Below are 18,921 nucleotides of genomic sequence, written 5' to 3'. Positions count from 1 at the left end.
ACCCTCACCGTTCCCCATGGCTTAAGTTTCTATTTCAATTTATTTCCACATTTCCTGGTAAACTCCTCCACGTTAAATAAAAAACCCAAGGAAAAGTGTCCTAAGGCGTCCGCTGGGGCTGCTGGCCCTTATAATATTCCCTTAGCCTAGCCAGCAAACCTTCCCAAAACCCGGATGTTTCCTGAACCTGGTTGGAAAATACTTCGTTTTCTGTGCCCACAGGTGGAAGATTATCCCGATGGGGTTGCTGGGAAAAAAGCCCGCCCAAAAAAATTACCGTAATAACCAACAAGCCCGCTAAAAGCCACACCAGCTTTCGCCGCCAGTGGGTAATAGTTACTACCAGCATTTACCTCCCCCCTTATACATTTAACATAAATTTTAGAAGCGGAGGTATTAAGTATCCCTCCACAAGCCCGCTTAAAGTGACCAGTACACCCAGACCGGCCATAGACAAAGAATATGTAATCAACTCCCGGGTAAAAATACCTGAAGTACGTCCCCGCCATAGGCTCAAAGAAAAGGAAACGGATAATATGCCCGCCAAAAATACGGCAGGCAACCGTAACAGGTTGGGGGGCAGGATAGAGACGAGAGCGAGAAGTATACCTACTAGGGCTTTTTCCTGTACCAAAAAGGCTACTGTAAAGCCCAATATAAATCCGCGTGTAAATATGGCTACCAGCACGAAGGGTGCACCTATGACCGTTAAGCCTAAAAGGTAAAGAACCCCTACCTCTCTTATCCCCTGCCATGCAGCCTGGTAAAGGAGGGATCCTGGAACGGGTAAAGAATTTGCGATTTGATTTAAAAGATCATCTACATAGGCTACAAGTTTAACTTCTTCGCCCTGGCCTAAAATTAATACCGCAGCAGCACCTGTTACCGTCCCTATAAGGAGGCTCAGGCCTACCAGTATATACATACCGAAGTTTTCCTCTAGATGTTTGACCAGAGCCTCCTCAATCATAATATCCTCCTAAGTTAAACTAAGGCTTTTCCCCTAATAATGGATATGCCCGGCCGGTAAATTTATACCTTACCAGCAGCAAACTTAAAATAGTCTTGGCATCCATGATCTCCCCGGTGCGGGCTTTTTCTAAAGCCTCTTCTAGGGGGAGGGATACGATCTGTAAGAATTCATCCTGGTCGGGTTGGGCTTCTTTCTTGGATAACTCAGTAGCTAAGAAAAGATGCATAACTTCATTAGAAAAGCCTGGGGTGGTATAAAATGTAAGCAGCGGCTCCCACCGGCTTGCTTCTATTCCTACCTCCTCTTTGAGTTCTCGCCTCGCGCAATCTAAAGGGTCTTCTCCCTCTTCGAGTTTACCAGCAGGTATCTCTAAGGTAACTTTTCCTATGGGATAACGGTATTGTCTTACAAGGTAAACCTGCCCCTCCCCCGTCAAAGGAACTACGCCCACGGCACCGGAATGCTCTACTACCTCCCGGCTTGCTTCCCGGCCATCAGGTAGCTTCACAATATCACGGCGCAAATTTAAGATTTTGCCTTTATAAATCCTCTCGGATTTGACGCATTTTTCCTCTAGCTCCAAAGAGTTCCCACTCCTTTCTGGATTTTAGTTTATCTTTGCCCCGATACGGAGTTTGTCCGCTACCAGAGCAATGAATTCTGAATTCGTAGGCTTGCCCCTTTCCATATTGATGGTATACCCGAAAAACTTGGTCATCATCTCTACATTACCACGGTCCCAGGCAAGCTCAATGGCATGCCGAATAGCTCTCTCCACCCGGCTAGGTGTAGTCATATACTTCCGGGCAATCATGGGATAAAGTTCCTTGGTAACGGCACCTAAAAGGTTCATATCTTCTATAACCAAAAGGATGGCTTCCCGCAGGTACTGATATCCTTTTATGTGGGCCGGTATACCCATCTGATGGAGAATCTTCGTAACTTCCACATCCATGTTGCGGTTACGTATCACTGGAGAGGAAGGGGAAACAGACTGACCGTTAGCTAGCTGGCGCAGGCGATTACCCAAAACTTCTAAATCGAAGGGCTTCAATATGTAATAATCGGCTCCCAATTCTAAACTTCTGATAGTTACGGCTTCCTGCCCCAAAGTGGTTAGCACCACTATTTTGGGTCGGTTCTCCCATTCAGCCAACCGCTCCAGAACCCCAAGGCCATCGAGATGCGGCATGATAATATCCAGCACAACAATATCCGGCTCATGCTCCCGGATGAGCTGTAGTGTCTCATGCCCGTTATGGGCTATACCAGTCAAAATCAAATCCGGCTGTTCATTAAAAAATTCCTCCAGTACCTCACAAAATTCACGATTATCATCTGCAATTAGAACTTTTATAGGCTGGCCCATTAACTGCACCCCGCCTTCTAACATTTTCCTTTCAACCGGGCAATAGATTTCGACGTAAGGTAGGGATAATCCTTCCAATCGCACCAAAACCCAAAACTTTTGCTCCTCCGCCAAAAAACGCGTAAAAACATAACTAAGGCTACCAGGAAAATGCACCAAGAATAGCCTGGTAGCCTGACCAGTAGAAGTTTCCTCCCAAAGACCGGCCTCTTTGACCATCCATTCGGCTAGCACTCCGTAACCCCTAGCCGGATCGTTTACGAAAACATGGGTGACAGCTCCTACGAGCCGCCCATCTTGGATAATGGGGCTTCCACTCATTCCCTGAATTATCCCACCCGTCAGGGCCAGCAGACGGGGATCCGTAATGCGTATGACTAAACCCTTGCCGTTAGGGCTCTGCTGTGGCAGCACCTTCTCAATATAGGCCTGAAATTTTTCTACCTGTTCTCCTGAAACCACTGTCAATATTTCGGCTTCTCCAGGATGAACCTGAGAAACAAGGGCTACGGGAATCGGTTCTGGGTAAGGCCCAGGAGCAGGTTTCCCCTGTAATATACCAAAAATCCCAAATTCTGTATTTTTTTCAATTATGCCGGTAAATTCTCCTTTATCAAGAAAAACTCCTACCTTTTCGCCCGGGTATCCCCGTCGGCCTTGTTGAATACCCTTTATCAGAGCTGCTACTATACGCCCCCCGGCTATATTTACATCCTTCTGCCCCCCCTCTGGAACTACCTTGTGACCGAGGGCTCCGTAAATACCACGCACCGGATCATAAAAAGTTAAGGTACCTACACCCGCCGCACTATCCCGGACGTAAAGACCGAGGCGATACCGTTTTGTCTTATGACAGTACTCGGGTTTTATTTTTATTTTAAGGGTGTCCTCCCCCCGGCGTACCAAAAGCTCCGCCTCCCGGCCGGCTCTACCAGCAGCGTCGATCAACTGAGCTAAAACCTCTTCGCTACTAACCTCCTGACCATCCACCGCCAGGATGGTATCACCTACCGTTAACCCGGCCAGCCGGGCCGGGTATTTTACCTTACCAGGAGCTGTTTCCACACCGGCCTCTCCCACTATCAGTACACCTTGAGTATGCAAAAGGATACCGATAGAGTGGCCTCCAGGCGTTACAGAAACCGGTTTTATTACGTGAACTTTAATATTTTTTAGGGGAATAAGACCAAAAAGTTTTAGCTCTAGGTGCAAGTCCCCCGGAGCCCAAGGTTTAATATCCCCGTTTGCACAAAGGATCCGGCCGCCAGCCTGGCCATCATACAGAAACCAGCTTAAACTTTTTTCTAGAAAAGAAGGTAATTCCCAATTAAGGTTTATATTTTCTCCTAATATAACTTGTTGTTCTTCCGGTAAAGCGAAAAATCCCCGCACCGGTGGGGAAAAATAACCTAAGAATAAGCTGAAAGCCAACACAATACCTAAAATTTGGCGCTTTAGTTTTTTCAAGTCCTCACCTCGCTTTTTTGTTTTTTTAGTGGCCTAAAAATAAAATGCCCCGCTCGCCCGCTTTTATGCTGTAAAAAACGGGCTATTAGCGAGGCTTAGCCTGCCAGACGGTGAAATAACGGGATATTTTGTTTTAATTTCGTTTAATTGCTTTAGCCTGGTCTAGAAGCTCTGCCGCGTGTTTTAGAGCTGTCGGGCTGGCTTCACCCGACAGCAGGCGGGCAAGTTCGAATATCCTATCCTTACCTTTTAGCTCGCTCACTAAGGTATAGGTACGGTCACCCTTGACTACTTTGTTAACGTTAAAATGGCGGTCGGCCAGGCTTGCTAGCTGTGCAGAATGGGTAACGCAGAGCACCTGGTGCTTTTTACCAATATGGGCTAGGTGAAGGGCTACGCTCCGGGCAGCCTGCCCGCCCACGCCGGCATCTATTTCGTCGAAAATGAGAGTGGGTATCTCATCTACACCCGCTAAAATACTCTTTAACGCCAACATCACCCTGGCCATTTCTCCTCCTGAAGCTATCTCGGCCAAAGGGTACATTCCTTCTCCAGGATTGGGTTGAAAATAAAATTCGACCTCATCCTTACCGGCAGGTCCCGGTTCAGCCCGGTAGCTTACGCCTATACTTACCTTGGCCGCCGGCATGGACAGCTCCCCTAACACGGCCTGTATTTCCTTCTCTAATTTTTGGGCGGCTTCAAGGCGCAAACGGTGAAGCTCTGCTGCCTTTTCCTCATATGCAGTAAGAAGGTTTTGGCACTCTTCCTCGAGGCGGGAAGCGAGCTCCTCGCTTTGTTCTAAGCGGGCAAGCGTTGCGGCTGCTTCTTCGCGAAAATGCAAGATCTCTTCTACGGTGCCACCGTATTTCTTATGCAGTCGCCGTAAAGTTTCCAGCCTATCTTCTATTTCCTCCAGTCGCCTAGGGTTGAATTCTAAGGCCTCCCTATAGGAACGGAGGGCTTTAGCTACTTCTTCCACTTGTAGGCTGGCCTCTTCTAACATACTTATCCATTTTTTTAATCCAGAGTCTAAATTGGCCATGGAGTTAAGGATTTCTGCCGCTCGGGCCACAAGATCATATGCTGAAGGCTGCCCTGCTCCCCCTCCAAAAAGGTAGGTGTAAGCTGTCTCCGCACCCTTGACCAGTTCCTCAGCTGAACTAAGGATTTTAAGCTCTTGCTTAAGCTCTTCTTCTTCCCCTGGCTTAGGGGCAACGCGATCTATTTCCTCAATCTGGAATCGCAACAAATCCTTCTGCCTTTCCCTTTGGCCGGGATCTCCGCATAATTCTTCCAACTCGCGTTTTGTTTGCCGCCAACGGTTGTAAATGCCTTCTATTTCTTCACGCAAGCCGGATAATCCTCCAAAACTATCTAAAAGCTTAAGCTGGTAGGCAGGCCGTAAAAGGGATTGGTAAGCGTGCTGGCCGTGAATATCCACGAGATGCTGACCGATCTTTTGGTACATGGACAGGGTGACCGGCCGCCCGTTGATCCGGCAGGAGTGACGTCCGCTCCGGCTCAGTTCTCTAACCAAAAGCACGCTCCCGTCTTCCTCAGGCTTAAGGCCAAGTTCTTTTAAGGTTTCTTCCACGCCCTTTAGATTCTGGCAATAAAAAAGCCCGCTTACGAAACCCCGCTCGGCCCCTTCACGTAGATAGTCTCCTGATGCCCTAGCTCCTACTAGCAAGCTTATAGCATCTATTATTATGGATTTACCGGCCCCGGTTTCTCCGGTAACCACATTCAGCCCGGGAGCCAAATGCAGCTCTAATTTTTCAATTAAGGCAAAATTCTCTATTTGAAGTTCGGCCAGCATGTTCTCTACCCCCTGGTGTGCAGGAGAGCATGAAAACGTTCTAGGATATGGTGTACGGCTTCTTTAGGTTTTACAATGACAAGAATGGTGTCGTCACCGGCCACGGTTCCTATAATCTCCGGCCATTCTACCTGGTCGATGCATGAGGCTACCGCATGGGCAGTGCCCGGGAGGGTCTTAATTACCACCAAGTTCTCGCTGAAATCAATTTTTAGCACAGAGTCTTGGAAGAGCCTTTCCAAGCGAAGGTATGGGTTAGCGCGCTTATCTCCGGGGGGAAGGGCATAACGGTACCTGTTTTCTCCAAAGGGGATTTTTATAAGACCGAGTTCTTTGATGTCCCGCGAGACGGTAGCCTGGGTAACCTTTAACCCCCTTTTTTTAAGTTCCTGCGTCAACTGCCACTGGGTGGCTACGGGTTTTTCGCTAATAATTCCCAGGATAAGCCGCTGGCGGGCACCCTTATCCATCCTTACTCCCCTTCCCTGAATTTCTCCCGGAGAAGAGTATAAAAGGATCGCTCCTTAAGCCTTATAAGCCGCGCCGAGAAAGGGGCCCGGGAGGTTATCACTTCATCTCCGTGCATCAAGTTTATACCCTGCTGGCCGTCTACTGTGAGCATAACCTCGGCGCCAGCAGTGTAAACCGTCACCCGTACCTCTTGATCTGCAGGAACTACCAGCGGCCGGGCGTAAAGGGTGTGGGGGCATATGGGGGTTAGGATCATGACCTGTAGCTGAGGTGAAACCAAAGGGCCTCCGGCTGATAGGCAGTAGGCTGTAGAACCGGTCGGAGAAGAAATAATGAGGCCATCTGCCCGGTAGGTATCAAGATAGTGGGGACCTATATAAACTTTAAGCCTTAACATACGGGAAAAGGCTCCTTTGGTGATCACTACATCGTTTAAACCCCAAAATTCCTTTCTGGTCCCCTGCCGTACCAAGGAGCTTTTTAGCATCATGCGCTCTTCTATATGAAAGCGGCCCAAAAGGAGCTGCTCTAGGGCCGGAAAGAGCTCCTTTACTTCAATTTCGGTAAGAAAACCTAGATGGCCCAAGTTTACCCCTAGAACGGGAGTCCCCCACGGGGCGAGAATACGCGCAGACCTTAACAGTGTCCCGTCGCCTCCCAAAGACAATACACAATCGGCGCTGGCCAGGACTTCCGGTTCGGCACCCCACCAGGGACAACCGAGCTTTACGGAATTGCTTTTTAAAATCAGAGGCTGTACTCCCTTTTCTTCCAGCCACCTGGCCAGCCCCAGCGCCACTTCCCCGACTCCTTGTTTATCTAAATTGGCTATAAGGCCAATTTTTTTCAACCTCTGTCCCCCATTTCCGGGAAATATTATACCATATATTTACTTGAGCCTAACGCAACTGGGTATGGGCCTGGTCCACAACTGAAAAAATTTGTGCTTCAAGCTCTTCTTCCGCCAGGCCCGGAACACCCAGCACACCCCAAAGAAAAAACTCCCGGTTGCCTTCCGGCCCCAAGAGGGGAGAAAAAGTAAGACCGTGCACACCGAAACCCTGCCTGCGGGCACCCTGAGCTACTTCCCGTAATACTTGCCGGTGAACCTCCGGGTCACGCACTACTCCGCGTTTGCTCACCTTTTCAGGGCCGGCCTCGAATTGGGGTTTAACTAAGGCTAAGACCTGACCCTCGGGTTTCAAACAGCGGGCTACTGCCGACCAAACCTTGTTAAGGGAAATAAAAGACAGGTCTAGAGTAGCCAGATCTACCAACTCTCCTAGAATGTCCGGTGTTAAATACCTTACGTTTACACGTTCATGTGCTACCACCCGGGGATCTTGCCTTAAACTCCAGTCCAATTGCCCGTAACCCACATCGACTGCATGAACCCTTTTGGCCCCGTGCTTCAAAAGGCAATCGGTAAAGCCTCCGGTGGAGGCACCCGCATCTAAAGCCACTTTGTCCCTAGGATCTACCGTAAAAACTTCCAACGCATGTTGCAATTTTAGCCCTCCCCGGCTCACGTAGGGGCAAGAGGATCCCACCACTTCTAATCGAGCGTTAGCAGATATCATAGTGCCCGGCTTGGTTACCTTCTGACCTTCCACCAGCACGTTACCCGCCATGATGGCTGCCTGCGCCTTCTCCCGGCTGGGAAAGAATCCTCTATCTACCAGCTCTACATCCAGCCGCTTCTTAAGAGTACCCATCTTCCCCCTCCGGTTTATAGAGCATGAAGTAGGCTTTCCACAGCTTGGGCTACGCCCGCGGCTGTAAGACCCAATTTTTCTCTCAATATATCAGGTTTCCCGTGCTCTACAAAAATATCCCTTATACCTAGGTTTCTAACCTTTACGCCCGTACACCCGCTCTCCGCCAGGGCCTCCAAAACTGCGCTCCCGAATCCTCCGGCTACCACATGTTCTTCTAAGGTAACAAGGTGCCCAGTTTTTTTAGCCCATTCGACGATCATGTCTTTGTCTAAAGGTTTAATAAAACGAGCATTGATAACCCCTATGTCGAGCCCGCGCGCAGCCAGGATCTCTGCCGCATTCAGCGCCGCATATACTAGAGGGCCGATGGCCACGATCACCGCTTGCCGTCCCTCTCGTAAAATTTCCCCCTTACCGATCGGTAACGGCTGGGCCGGATCCTCCAGAGGGACTCCTACCCCCGGACCCCGCGGGTAGCGAATGGCGGCCGGGCCTTCAACCTGGAGGGCCGTCACCAGCATGCATTTAAGTTCCTGCTCATCCTTCGGAGCCATGAGCACCATACCCGGAATACACCTGAGAAGTGCGATATCGAATATGCCTTGATGCGTTTCCCCATCCTCTCCTACCAACCCTGACCGGTCTAGAATGAAAGTAACCGGAAGACGCATCAGGGCCACGTCATGAATAACCTGATCTATAGCCCGCTGGAGAAAAGTCGAGTAAATGGCCACTACAGGCCGGAAACCCATGGTGGCCAAGCCAGCCGCCAAGGTAACGGCGTGCTGCTCAGCGATACCCACGTCAAAAAAGCGATTAGGAAAGCGCCTAGCAAAGGACGTAAGGCCCGTCCCGTCCGGCATGGCCGCCGTAATAGCCACTATCCGTTCATCTTGTTCCGCTTGCCGCACAAGCTCGGCCCCGAACACAGATGTAAAGGTAACGGGACCTGGAGAAGGTAGTATTTTCCCTGTGTGCGGGTCAAAGGGTCCTACCCCGTGAAACACCTCCGGTTGGTTTTCCGCCGGAGGGTACCCTTTACCTTTTCGAGTAACCACATGCACTAACACCGGACCCGGAGTCCGGCGTGCCTGCCTGAGTATTTCTTTGAGCTGGAGAAGGTTATGCCCGTCTATGGGACCCAGGTAAGTGAATCCCAGCTCTTCAAAAAGCATACCGGGGATAACTAGATATTTAAGGCTATCCTTTAAGCGCTCTATCAATTTCAAAAAATGTGGGCCCAATCGGGGTAGACGCTTCAAAATAAGCTCTAGCTCTTCTTTGCTCCGGAAGTAACGGGGGTCGGTACGCATCCTAGAAAGATAAGAAGCAAGCCCGCCTATCGGCCCCGATATGGACATCTCGTTATCGTTCAATACCACGATCAAATGGGTCCTAAGGTGGCCAGCATGGTTTAGGGCTTCAAAGGCCATGCCCCCGGTCAAAGCTCCATCTCCGATGACCGCCACAACCTCAAAATCCTCTCCCCTTAAATCCCTGGCCAGGGCCATACCCAATGCAGCAGATACCGAGGTGCTGCTATGGCCGGTATTGAAAACGTCATGGGGGCTTTCTTCCCTTTTAGGAAAACCGCTCAAGCCCCCAAACTGACGTAGAGTAGACAATCGTTCCCTTCTTCCTGTAAGCATCTTGTGTACATAGCACTGGTGTCCCACATCCCAAATTATCTTGTCCCGGGGCGAATGAAACACCATGTGCAGGGCTAGGGTCAGTTCGACCACACCTAGATTAGGGGCCAGGTGGCCGCCCGTCCTAGACACAATAGATACTAATTCTTCACGTATTTCCTGAGCCAACACCTCCAATTGCTTCAGGTTTAAACTTCTCAAATCTTCCGGCGAGTTGATTTTATCGAGAATCCTCATGAATCCCTACCTTTCCTTTTTGGATTGTTGGAGGGTACCCACATTTTCCCTGTTATCCTCTCCAAAAAATGCAAAATACAGCCGACCCGGAAAACTATTTCGTTAGCCTCCTGCAAGGCAAAACTTTTACCCAGCGCTTTACCTCCAACGGTAAGAGCTGAGATAGCCGCGGTCATGGCAGTGGTTATCCATATATCCTGGGTTGATCCTCCCACCAATCGGAAGAGGATGCTGGCTCCTATGGCACCGCTAAGGGTGGCGCACACATCGCCCACTACATCGTTGGCAAAGCTCGCTACCCGGTCGGCGTTGCGGAGGAGCCAGATAGCTTCTTTGGCCCCCGCCACCTTCCTTGCCGCGCGTGCATGTAAAGGCGGCTCTACTGCTGCTGCTACGGCTATACCTAAAATATCAAAGGCTATACCCGTAAGTATGATTGCTACTAGTAAAGTAAAAGAAACCAGAAGGGAGGTCAACCGCCCAAGGAAGGTTTGGGATAAGTAACCCAAGCTTAAGGCCAAAAAAAAAGTACCGATACCGGTGGTTAGTGCATTCCGCCAAGATCTCCGCTTTCGGGTCTTATTACTCCCCAAATACCGAAACTCTCCTCCAAAGAAAGGTCTGTTGCTCGCTTACCGCTACAGTGGGTGGCAACCTGCCAGGTAAACGTTGTGGCTTAGGTCCAGCAGGTTTTCCCGGCAACCTACCGCCCGTCGCCGTAAGCGGCGGTTCCCCTTTAAAGGTTGCCCTGTAACGTCGCCGTATACAGAGCTGGATCACCACTTAGCACACACTTTAATCCCTGGCAGGCCTTACCAACGAAGCGGTAAACAGCCTAGGAGTTTTCCTCCACAGCACCAACCCTTTCCTAGCCTCTTTTGCAGCTGTGGTTTCAACCTTGACGTTAGCCCCCAATGATGAGGCTGGTTTCCACCACAACCACTCAAGGCAGGCTACGCTGCAGCCAGCACCCTTTGTACCGACTGCAGGTTTATACCCCAAGCCATAGTACTCATCCCCGCTTTCGAGGACTTTCCCACGCACTTGGGTCTCCGCGGAAGGAGGGTCAACGCCTACATGCCTTTGTAGATCGCCCTCCTTCCTTAACTCCCAGCACCAGCCCCCGACTGGGCGTCGGCAGCCAGCACCAGGAACTTCATCGCTATGCCCTTGACGGATTTTTAGGCCCGTCTTCAGAAAGGGTGGTACTGACTAGGATACTGCGCCACCCACCGAACCATTAGGCCTTAAGCCCCGGTATCAAGTATTATAGGGTATATAATAGCTCCTCGGCAAGGTAAAGAAACAAGAGCTATCGTCCGCCACGGTTTACCACAGGGAGCAAGGAAAAATAAACCCCACCAGAAGGTAATAACGCTTCTTGTACTTCATTATAGCTTTCTTTTGCAAGCCCTTGCTTTAACTTAAGCGTCTTTATCACTTGTTAGCTTTTTGTATTAGCTTTTGCGTTCTACAATATAATGAGCTATGGCCTTTAAAGGCCAGGCCTTTTCTCCCAATTCCTCTACAGTACTGGCTGCCCGGTCCACAAGTTCCCGGGCCACTTGCCTCGATTTTTCTATGCCGAAGCAGGCAGGATAAGTAAGCTTTTGTTTTTTAGCATCACTTCCCGTAGCCTTTCCCGTATAATAGAATTCCCCTTCTATATCCAACAAATCATCTATAATCTGGAAGGCAAGTCCGATATCCTCTCCGTAACGAGTTAACCTTTCTAGCTCGTCTTGGGTTGCTTCTCCCAAAAGTCCGCCGATACGGACACAAGCCCGGATAAGGCTGCCCGTTTTATGGCGGTGAATATATTCTACCAGCTCTGCTTCCGGAGAGCCCCCCTCGGAGAGAAGATCTACTACCTGCCCTCCGACTAATCCCTGGCTGCCGGCAGCCAGGGCGAGCTCACGAATAGCAGCCAGAGTAGCCTCCGGACTACATCCAACTTGAACCTCCTCGGCTAAGACACCGAAAGCCGCGGTAAGCAGAGCATCCCCCGCCAGAATAGCTATAGCTTCACCGTAAACTTTGTGGCAAGTTAAGCGGCCCCGCCGGTAGTCGTCGTTATCCATGGACGGTAGGTCATCGTGGATGAGGGAATAAGTATGGAGGAGTTCCACCGCACAGGCCGCAGGTAAAAGCTTATCTGCAGGGCACCCCACGGCTTCCCCCGCCGCCAAAACCAGTATGGGTCTGAGCCTTTTCCCGCCTGCAAAAAGGCTATAACGCATAGCTTCATGTATGATGGAGGGGAAGGCTCCGGGTGGCGGAACCACCTTCTCAAGGGCTTCTTCTACCAACTTCCGGCGACTGGCGAGATAATTCGCTAAATCCATAACCTTATACCTCCGGAAGCTCCAATTGCCGGACCACCAGTTCGCCATCCTCCCGGGCCATCAAGATCTGAAGCCTGTGCTCAAATTTGTTGAGCTGCTCCCGGCAAAAGCGTACCAGCTTTATGCCTTCCTGGTAATAATCCAGGGCTTCCTCTAATTTAAGGTTTCCACCTTCCAGTGCCTGCACAACGGATTCCAATTTGCTTAAGGCTTCTTCAAAGGTTAACTCCTTCTCCCTTGCCAACTCCGTTCCCCCTCTACTTCCTCCACTAAACATTGCAGGGCGCCTATCCTCAAGATAACCTCCACCCTATCTCCCGGCTTTACCTCACTGCTGGCTTGAATGATGCGGCCGTCCGGCAAATTCCGGCAAACAGCATAGCCTCTTCGTAAGATGGTTAAAGGGCTGGCCGCCTCCAAGCGGGCCGTTAAAAGTTCAAGTTTCGTAAGCCTCTCCTGCCATAACAAGGACCATGCAGCCTCAAGCCGTTGCTCTAAAGTATCCAGATACTGCTGGCGGGAGTATATCTCCTGTTCAGGCCGGGCTAAGCCCCGGCTCCGGACCAGTCTTTCTAGCTTCTCCTTCATAAGCTGTAACCTATAAAGTACACTCCGGTCAAGCCGCTCCTTAAGTTTTAACACTTCCCGTTCAAGTTCGTCCCGTACGGGAACGGCCATCTCCGCAGCCGCAGAAGGGGTAGGGGCCCGGCGGTCGGCTACGAGATCGGCTATCGTATAATCCGTCTCGTGGCCCACGGCAGTGATAACCGGTATCCGTGAGGCATAAATAGCCCGGGCTACTTCTTCTGTGTTAAAGGCCGCAAGCTCTTCTGCTGAACCGCCCCCGCGGCCCACAATTATTACATCTACCTTCCCCCACCGGTTTAAATTTTCTATAGCAGCCACTATCTCTTCTACCGCCGTCTCTCCCTGTACAGCAGCGGGGGCCAGGACAATCCCCATACCCGGATATCTCCGCCTGACAACGGTTACTACATCCCGCCAGGCTGCCCCATTTAACGAAGTAACCAAACCTATCCTCTGCGGGAGTTTAGGAAGGGGCCGTTTCCGCGTGGGATCGAACAGGCCTTCCTTTTCGAGCCGCTTCTTTAACTCCTGAAGAGCTGCTTCCAGCAGGCCCATACCCGCCGGGTAAAGGTCCAACACATAAAGCTGGTACAAGCCATCCCGCTCGTATACGCTGATATATCCTCGCGCTATAACCTGCTTTCCGTTTTCCGGCCTGAGCCTCAAGTTGCGGCAGCGGCCCTGGAACATAACACAGCGCAGCGCCGCAGCCCTATCCTTTAAGCTAAAGTAAAGGTGGCCGGAAGAATGCCATTTAAGGTTGGATATCTCGCCTGTTACCCAGACGTTACTGAGGCGGGCATCCTTATCTAGTAATTCCTTGATATAGAGATTGATTTCGCTTACGCTCAACACGCGCTGCCGGTTTAACACGCCCGCCGGGCAGCCTCCACCGTGTTTTTAAGTAGCATGGCTATGGTCATGGGGCCAACCCCGCCAGGGACAGGGGTTATCCAAGAAGCCTTCTTACTTACGCTCTCAAAATGTACATCCCCGACCAGTCTGCCGTCCGGGAGCCGGTTTATACCTACATCGATGACTACCGCACCTTCTTTGACCATGTCGCCGGTAATAAGCTCAGGTTTCCCGACCGCCGCCACGAGAATATCCGCCTGCCGGCATTCGGCTGCGAGATCGGACGTGCGAGAATGGCAGATGGTTACCGTCGCATGGCGGGCTAAAAGCATCATGGCCATGGGCTTGCCTACGATATTGCTACGGCCTACCACCACAGCTTTCTTTCCTTTGGGATCAATACCGGCCCGGTCTAATAGAACCATGCAACCGTGGGGTGTGCACGGGTAGAAACACTTGTCTCCTATCACCAGATTGCCCACATTAGAGGGACTGAAACCGTCCACATCCTTGTCTAAAGCTATACTATCGATGACCTTCTTTTCGTCGATATGGTCAGGCAAGGGGAGCTGGACCAAGATCCCGTGTATGCGGGGATCACGGTTAAGCTGGTCAATAAGCTTTAGAAGCTCTTCTTGGGTGGTGCTGGCAGCCAGCCTGTGCACTTCAGAATATATGCCTACTTCTTCACAAGCCCTGTGTTTGTTGCGTACGTAAACCTGCGAGGCAGGATCGTCACCTACCAGGATAACCGCCAACCCCGGCGTGACACCGCGCTCCTTTAACTCTTGTACCTCTCTTTTCACTTCTTCCCGGACTTCGGCTGCAATCTTTTTACCGTCCAATATATTAGCCATGGCTTCTCCTCCCCTTTTCTCGAAGATAAGCATCGATGGCCCGGGCGGCCTTCTTCCCTGCGCCCATGGCCAAGATAACAGTAGCCGCGCCGGTTACTATATCCCCTCCGGCGAAGACGCCCGGCCTGGAAGTGGCCCCCGTCTCCTCGTCGGCCGCGATGGTCCCTTTCTTGGTTAGCTCCAAGCCAGGGGTGGTACGGAGAACCAGGGGATTGGGGCCTTGACCGATGGCTATTACTACGGTATCTGCCTCCATATGATATTCTGATCCCGGGACGGGAACGGGCCTGCGCCGGCCGCTGGCATCCGGTTCACCCAGTTCGTAACGTATACATGTCATGCGTTTAACCCATCCGGCTTCATCACCGTGGAACTCTACCGGGCTGGTCAAAAAGTGGAACTCTACTCCTTCCTCCCTGGCATTCTCTACCTCTTCCTTGCGGGCCGGCATCTCTTCTGCCGAGCGCCGGTAAACTATCATCGATTTTTTGGCCCCTAAGCGTAAGGCCGTACGGGCGGCATCCATGGCCACATTACCCGCGCCGATGACCGCCACCCTCTCACCGACCTTAATAGGGGTAAGATACTGCGGGAAAAGGTAGGCCTTCATCAGGTTGGTACGGGTAAGAAATTCGTTGGCCGAGTACACACCCAGTAAATTCTCTCCGGGAATGCCCATAAAGTAGGGAAGCCCTGCACCGGTGCCGATGAATACTGCATCATAACCGTTCTCTAAAAGCTCATCCACCGTCACCATTTTTCCTACTACAGAGTTGGTGCGTATCTCCACGCCAAGGCGCCGGATGTAGTCTACTTCGGCTTGAACGATCCTTTTAGGCAGGCGAAATTCGGGTATACCATACATAAGAACCCCGCCGGGTACATGAAGGGCTTCAAATACTGTGACTTTATGCCCCATACGGGCCAGATCTGCCGCGGCGGTAAGCCCAGCCGGCCCTGAACCGACGACTGCCACCTTAAAACCGGTAGGAGGAGGCAAAGTCGGTAGCTCACTTTCTCCACGGGCCAACTCGTAATCGGCAACGAAACGCTCCAACCTCCCGATGGCCACAGGTTCGCCTTTCTTAGATAGCGTACAGTATTTTTCACACTGGTTTTCCTGAGGGCAGACCCTGCCGCATATAGCCGGAAGGTTATTCTTTTCCTTTATTTTTTTGATAGCACTCTCAAAGTCTCCCTGTTTTATAAAGTTGATAAAGGCCGGAATATCTATTTCTACCGGACAACCCTGACGGCAAGGTGCCTTCTTGCACTGCAGACACCTTTCTGCCTCCATCCTGGCCTGCTCTTCTGTATAACCCAGGGCAACCTCCTGGAAATTACGAATGCGCTCCTCCGGTGGCTGGCAAGGCATGGGGGTCTTCTTTAGGCTTACTGGCACCGGCAATTCCCCCCTTCGCCTGAATGGTAAGCCAGGGCTTGGGCTTCTTCTTCGCGATACATATTTAGCCTCCGCAAAGCCAAGTCCCAGTCTACAAGGTGTGCGTCGAATTCCGGACCGTCCACGCAGGCGAATTTCGTTTCACCGCCCACACTTACCCGGCAGGCCCCGCACATGCCCGTACCGTCCACCATGATGGGATTCATGCTCACAATAGTAGGTATCCCAAAGGGTCTTGTGACCTCCGCCACAGCACGCATCATGACTACAGGCCCGATGGCCCAGACCCTGTCCACCCGCCCGTTACGGCGTAACACCTCATCCAAAAGTTCCGTAACAAATCCTTTCCGGCCATAGGACCCGTCGTCTGTGGCCACCAGGAGTTCATCAGAAACAGCCCGCATCTCCTCCTCCAGAATCAGCAGCTCACGGTTACGAGCTCCTATGATGGATATTACTTCATTACCGGCTTCCTTCAAGGCTCGGGCTATAGGGTACACGGGCGCTACTCCCACGCCACCACCTACGCACACCACCCGGCCGTACTTTTCGATCTCTGAGGGTTGCCCCAAAGGCCCCACAAAGTCGGCTAGAAAATCCCCTTCCTTTAATTCTCCTAGCTTGCGGGTCGTATACCCAACTTCCTGAAAAATCATAGTAATAGTGCCTTGCTCCCGGTTAAAATCGGCAATGGTTAGGGGTATACGCTCTCCCGGTTCATCTATACGCAGAATAACAAACTGCCCGGCTGCCGCTTTAGCGGCAACCATAGGGGCTTCTACTTCTATAAGCTTAATATTTTTGGCCAATTCTTTTTTCTTCACTATACGGTACACTTAACCTACCACACCTCCCTTGGTGACTGCCATATCCGTTTAATATTTCGGCTTAAAAAAGCATATTCCTGCTTAAGACTATCTAAAAAACCTGAAGACAATCCCTTAAATACCCGATTTAATAAATTTAGCCCGCCGAGCCAGCCCTTGACCCCTTCAAAATTGAGCTCTAATATCATTTAAAGATACGGGGGTAGCCTCATGAAACAGAAAAGACGTTTTCTTTACCTTCTCAGTTTAGGCCATCTCCTCACTGATCTTAATCAAGGCCTTCTGCCCATCTTCCTGGCCGTCTACAAAGAACAATTTATGCTTTCCTATACTGCCGCAAGCCTGGTGGCCTTTATCTCTAATTTCAGTTCCTCGGTAATCCAGCCTCTTTTCGGTTTTTGGTCGGACCGCAGGGAAAGCCGCTGGATGCTTCCCACTGGTTGCTTTTTAGCCGCACTGGGTATGGCCATTGCAGGCTGGGCCCCCAACTACCTCACCCTGCTTTTCGCTGTCTTCTTAAGCGGCCTGGGAATTGCAAGTTACCATCCCGAGGCCTCCAAGACGGCCCACCACCTCAGCGGTGAGCACCAAGCCAGCTCTATGGCCATCTTCTCCGTCGGAGGAAACCTGGGGTTCGGCCTCGGGCCTTTGGTAGCTGCGTTTCTCCTTAGCCATGGGGGAACCAAGTCTTCTCCCCTTTTACTTTTCCCAACCGGCCTCCTTGCCGCGTATTTATGGTATTCCCTGCCATCTCTAGGCAAAACCGTAACCAATGTTTCCCCGCCTTCTCCGGGGTCAGTGTATAGGAAAGCGGACGGACTGCATGGTAGAGGCACCAAGGCCTTAATGCTCCTTCTGATCATAGTGATACTCCGCTCCTGGCTCCATGCCGGTATGACCTTCTATATACCCTTTTATTTTACTAATTACCTCGGAGGAGATCCCGTATTCTCGAGCAATCTTCTCGGAATATTCCTTGTAGCCGGTGCCCTGGGGACCTTGGTGGGAGGACATTTAGCCGACCGTTGGGGCCCGCGGCGCCTTATTCTCCTTTCGATGGCTTTTATGATACCGTTAGTATTCCTTCTACCCCATGTCCGGCCCCCCTGGCTTTACCCGCTGGTAGCCGTATCGGGCTTCGTCTTGATCTCCAGTTTTTCTCCCTCCATTGTCTTAGCCCAGAATCTCATGCCTGGGCACGTCGGCATCGCATCAGGGTTGATGATCGGGTTTGCTGTAGGTACGGGCGGGCTGGGATTAACTATTCTCGGAGCGATAGCCGATACCGTAGGGGTACCGCAAACCCTCTCCTTGATGAGCGTATTACCCGTCGCAGCCCTCATCTTGGGCCTTTTCCTGCCGGATGTGCGCAGGGCACTTTCAGCCTAACCCGCTCCCTCCAACCCCAACAAGGCTACTCCAATGGCATTGTCCGTACTGTGTTGCGGTTGGGCAAAATAAAGCCTTCCGCCTACGGCCCGGTGTTCCAACCGGTGCCGGAGGCGCTCTCGCAGGAAAAGGTTGGCGGCAACCCCACCAACAAAAAGGACGTCCCGGTATCCCGTTTCCTCTATTAAAGGCCGTAAAACCTTCTCCAGGGTGTTAGCGATACACCTTTCCACCGCCCGGGCAACTGCCGCAGGCCGGGCACCTTGCTGGATAAGGCGTTCCGCGTGGGAGGCCGGTCCCGAAAAACTAAAATCGTAACCACGTACCGCAGAAGGCAGAGCTACTTCCTCTGTTCCAGGTCCTGCCCCACGGGCTAGCTCTTCCAGGTGTGGACCGGCAGGGAAGGGTAGACCCAGAAGCACCCCTATACGGTCTATAAACTGCCCGGCATTAAGGTCCGTAGTACCGCCAACCTTTTTTAACTTTACCCCTCCCTTTTGGGGTTCCGCCAGCAATACTTCTGAAGTTCCCCCGGAAAGATGAACGGCTATAAAAGGTCCCCGGGGACTAAAACCCGCCGACCAGAGGCCGGCGCGCAGGTGGCCCTCCTGGTGGGTAGTGGGCCAGAACGGGACTCCCAGGGCGGCCGAAAGTATGCGTCCCTGGTTGGCGGAAACTGTAAAAACGGGCATGTAAGAACCGGGGACCGGTCGTGGCTTTATAGATGCAGCCACGGCATGGAGCTTTTTGGGGGAAACAATTTCAAAGGCACGAAGCAAAAGCTCGGGAAGGTTTCCAATATGTTGAAAAACCGCCATGGATTGCTGCAGGCCATATTCTCCTTCGGGGACCCGCAGCAACCGGCGGTCTTCAAAAAGAAGCCTTCCTTGTGCGTCCACTACAGCTACCGCCGTAGTATAGCAACTAGTATCAATACCCAGGACAGCCACTT

The 18,921-nt window shown here is 51.5% G+C and carries 18 protein-coding genes and 1 pseudogene; 1 reads left to right on the top strand and 18 read right to left on the bottom strand.

Annotated features, from left to right (window positions below; all coding sequences use genetic code 11):
* Positions 1 to 100: 100 nt before the first annotated feature.
* The 17 genes and pseudogenes from L5656_RS03750 to L5656_RS03675 all read right to left on the bottom strand — a co-directional run bounded on the left by L5656_RS03750 (position 101) and on the right by L5656_RS03675 (position 16,589).
* Positions 101 to 349 (bottom strand): hypothetical protein, encoded by a 249-nt coding sequence (locus tag L5656_RS03750; RefSeq protein WP_297199225.1) that lies wholly within the window; start codon positions 347 to 349, stop codon positions 101 to 103.
* A 12-nt stretch (positions 350 to 361) separates the two neighbouring features.
* Entirely contained in the window at positions 362 to 970 is a 609-nt protein-coding gene (gene spoIIM / locus L5656_RS03745; RefSeq protein ID WP_297199222.1) for a stage II sporulation protein M, read from the bottom strand.
* A 19-nt stretch (positions 971 to 989) separates the two neighbouring features.
* Positions 990 to 1,556, bottom strand: a complete 567-nt coding sequence (locus L5656_RS03740; RefSeq protein ID WP_297199218.1) for an NUDIX domain-containing protein — start codon at positions 1,554 to 1,556, stop codon at positions 990 to 992.
* 24 nt (positions 1,557 to 1,580) lie between these two features.
* Positions 1,581 to 2,342 (bottom strand): sporulation transcription factor Spo0A, encoded by a 762-nt coding sequence (spo0A, locus tag L5656_RS11310; RefSeq protein WP_366017848.1) that lies wholly within the window; start codon positions 2,340 to 2,342, stop codon positions 1,581 to 1,583.
* Positions 2,343 to 2,555: 213 nt separating this feature from the next.
* Positions 2,556 to 3,809 (bottom strand): annotated as a pseudogene (spoIVB, locus tag L5656_RS11305) (SpoIVB peptidase); the annotation flags it as partial.
* A 133-nt stretch (positions 3,810 to 3,942) separates the two neighbouring features.
* A complete protein-coding gene (recN, locus tag L5656_RS03730) occupies positions 3,943 to 5,631 on the bottom strand; it encodes a DNA repair protein RecN (protein ID WP_297199213.1) in 1,689 nt (562 codons plus the stop codon).
* A 5-nt stretch (positions 5,632 to 5,636) separates the two neighbouring features.
* Positions 5,637 to 6,101 carry an arginine repressor gene (gene argR / locus L5656_RS03725; RefSeq protein WP_297199210.1) on the bottom strand — a complete coding sequence of 155 codons (465 nt, stop codon included), beginning with the start codon at positions 6,099 to 6,101 and terminating at the stop codon, positions 5,637 to 5,639.
* A 2-nt stretch (positions 6,102 to 6,103) separates the two neighbouring features.
* Entirely contained in the window at positions 6,104 to 6,952 is an 849-nt protein-coding gene (locus L5656_RS03720; RefSeq protein WP_297199208.1) for an NAD(+)/NADH kinase, read from the bottom strand.
* Positions 6,953 to 7,001: 49 nt separating this feature from the next.
* Positions 7,002 to 7,817 carry a TlyA family RNA methyltransferase gene (locus tag L5656_RS03715; protein ID WP_297199206.1) on the bottom strand — a complete coding sequence of 272 codons (816 nt, stop codon included), beginning with the start codon at positions 7,815 to 7,817 and terminating at the stop codon, positions 7,002 to 7,004.
* Between the two features lie 14 nt (positions 7,818 to 7,831).
* Positions 7,832 to 9,706, bottom strand: coding sequence for a 1-deoxy-D-xylulose-5-phosphate synthase (dxs, locus tag L5656_RS03710; protein ID WP_297199204.1), 1,875 nt, complete (start codon positions 9,704 to 9,706; stop codon positions 7,832 to 7,834).
* Positions 9,703 to 10,299, bottom strand: a complete 597-nt coding sequence (locus tag L5656_RS03705; protein WP_297199202.1) for a hypothetical protein — start codon at positions 10,297 to 10,299, stop codon at positions 9,703 to 9,705. Before L5656_RS03705 ends, dxs begins: the two co-directional genes overlap by 4 nt.
* Positions 10,300 to 11,163: 864 nt before the next feature.
* The gene (locus L5656_RS03700; protein ID WP_297199199.1) at positions 11,164 to 12,051 is read right to left on the bottom strand and encodes a polyprenyl synthetase family protein; all 888 of its coding nucleotides are present in this window, start codon (positions 12,049 to 12,051) and stop codon (positions 11,164 to 11,166) included.
* 4 nt (positions 12,052 to 12,055) lie between these two features.
* The gene (gene xseB / locus L5656_RS03695; protein ID WP_297199197.1) at positions 12,056 to 12,295 is read right to left on the bottom strand and encodes an exodeoxyribonuclease VII small subunit; all 240 of its coding nucleotides are present in this window, start codon (positions 12,293 to 12,295) and stop codon (positions 12,056 to 12,058) included.
* Positions 12,274 to 13,512, bottom strand: coding sequence for an exodeoxyribonuclease VII large subunit (gene xseA, locus L5656_RS03690; RefSeq protein ID WP_297199195.1), 1,239 nt, complete (start codon positions 13,510 to 13,512; stop codon positions 12,274 to 12,276). The genes xseB and xseA overlap by 22 nt, the downstream gene beginning before the upstream one ends.
* Complete coding sequence (folD, locus tag L5656_RS03685) at positions 13,506 to 14,351, bottom strand: bifunctional methylenetetrahydrofolate dehydrogenase/methenyltetrahydrofolate cyclohydrolase FolD (RefSeq protein ID WP_297199193.1); 846 nt, start codon at positions 14,349 to 14,351, stop codon at positions 13,506 to 13,508. The genes xseA and folD overlap by 7 nt, the downstream gene beginning before the upstream one ends.
* Entirely contained in the window at positions 14,344 to 15,726 is a 1,383-nt protein-coding gene (gltA, locus tag L5656_RS03680; RefSeq protein WP_366017847.1) for an NADPH-dependent glutamate synthase, read from the bottom strand. Before gltA ends, folD begins: the two co-directional genes overlap by 8 nt.
* Positions 15,727 to 15,743: 17 nt before the next feature.
* Positions 15,744 to 16,589: a sulfide/dihydroorotate dehydrogenase-like FAD/NAD-binding protein gene (locus L5656_RS03675; RefSeq protein WP_297199188.1), complete on the bottom strand. Its 846-nt coding sequence runs from the start codon at positions 16,587 to 16,589 to the stop codon at positions 15,744 to 15,746.
* A 201-nt stretch (positions 16,590 to 16,790) separates the two neighbouring features.
* On the opposite strand from L5656_RS03675, the gene L5656_RS03670 reads away from it, so the two are divergent.
* Positions 16,791 to 17,969 (top strand): MFS transporter, encoded by a 1,179-nt coding sequence (locus L5656_RS03670; RefSeq protein WP_297199184.1) that lies wholly within the window; start codon positions 16,791 to 16,793, stop codon positions 17,967 to 17,969.
* Here the strand turns inward: L5656_RS03670 and L5656_RS03665 are convergent.
* Positions 17,966 to 18,919, bottom strand: coding sequence for an O-sialoglycoprotein endopeptidase (locus tag L5656_RS03665; RefSeq protein WP_297199181.1), 954 nt, complete (start codon positions 18,917 to 18,919; stop codon positions 17,966 to 17,968). The two genes, L5656_RS03670 and L5656_RS03665, sit on opposite strands and share 4 nt — an antisense overlap.
* Positions 18,920 to 18,921: the final 2 nt, after the last annotated feature.

The sequence above is a fragment of the Thermanaeromonas sp. genome (genome assembly GCF_021890735.1).
Classification (GTDB): Bacteria; Bacillota; DSM-521; order Neomoorellales; family Neomoorellaceae; genus Thermanaeromonas.
The sequence above is the reverse complement of the archived record's forward strand: the minus strand, read 5'-3'. Positions and strand labels throughout refer to the sequence as shown.

Excerpts from the sequence above, each read along its gene's own strand:
- L5656_RS03750 (WP_297199225.1), bottom strand. The coding sequence starts at position 349 with ATGCTGGTAGTAACTATTACCCACTGGCGGCGAAAGCTGGTGTGGCTT.
- spoIIM (WP_297199222.1), bottom strand. The coding sequence starts at position 970 with ATGATTGAGGAGGCTCTGGTCAAACATCTAGAGGAAAACTTCGGTATG.
- spo0A (WP_366017848.1), bottom strand. The coding sequence starts at position 2,342 with ATGGGCCAGCCTATAAAAGTTCTAATTGCAGATGATAATCGTGAATTT.
- recN (WP_297199213.1), bottom strand. The coding sequence starts at position 5,631 with ATGCTGGCCGAACTTCAAATAGAGAATTTTGCCTTAATTGAAAAATTA.
- argR (WP_297199210.1), bottom strand. The coding sequence starts at position 6,101 with ATGGATAAGGGTGCCCGCCAGCGGCTTATCCTGGGAATTATTAGCGAA.
- L5656_RS03715 (WP_297199206.1), bottom strand. The coding sequence starts at position 7,817 with ATGGGTACTCTTAAGAAGCGGCTGGATGTAGAGCTGGTAGATAGAGGA.
- dxs (WP_297199204.1), bottom strand. The coding sequence starts at position 9,706 with ATGAGGATTCTCGATAAAATCAACTCGCCGGAAGATTTGAGAAGTTTA.
- L5656_RS03700 (WP_297199199.1), bottom strand. The coding sequence starts at position 12,051 with ATGGATTTAGCGAATTATCTCGCCAGTCGCCGGAAGTTGGTAGAAGAA.
- folD (WP_297199193.1), bottom strand. The coding sequence starts at position 14,351 with ATGGCTAATATATTGGACGGTAAAAAGATTGCAGCCGAAGTCCGGGAA.
- gltA (WP_366017847.1), bottom strand. The coding sequence starts at position 15,726 with ATGCCTTGCCAGCCACCGGAGGAGCGCATTCGTAATTTCCAGGAGGTT.
- L5656_RS03670 (WP_297199184.1), top strand. The coding sequence starts at position 16,791 with ATGAAACAGAAAAGACGTTTTCTTTACCTTCTCAGTTTAGGCCATCTC.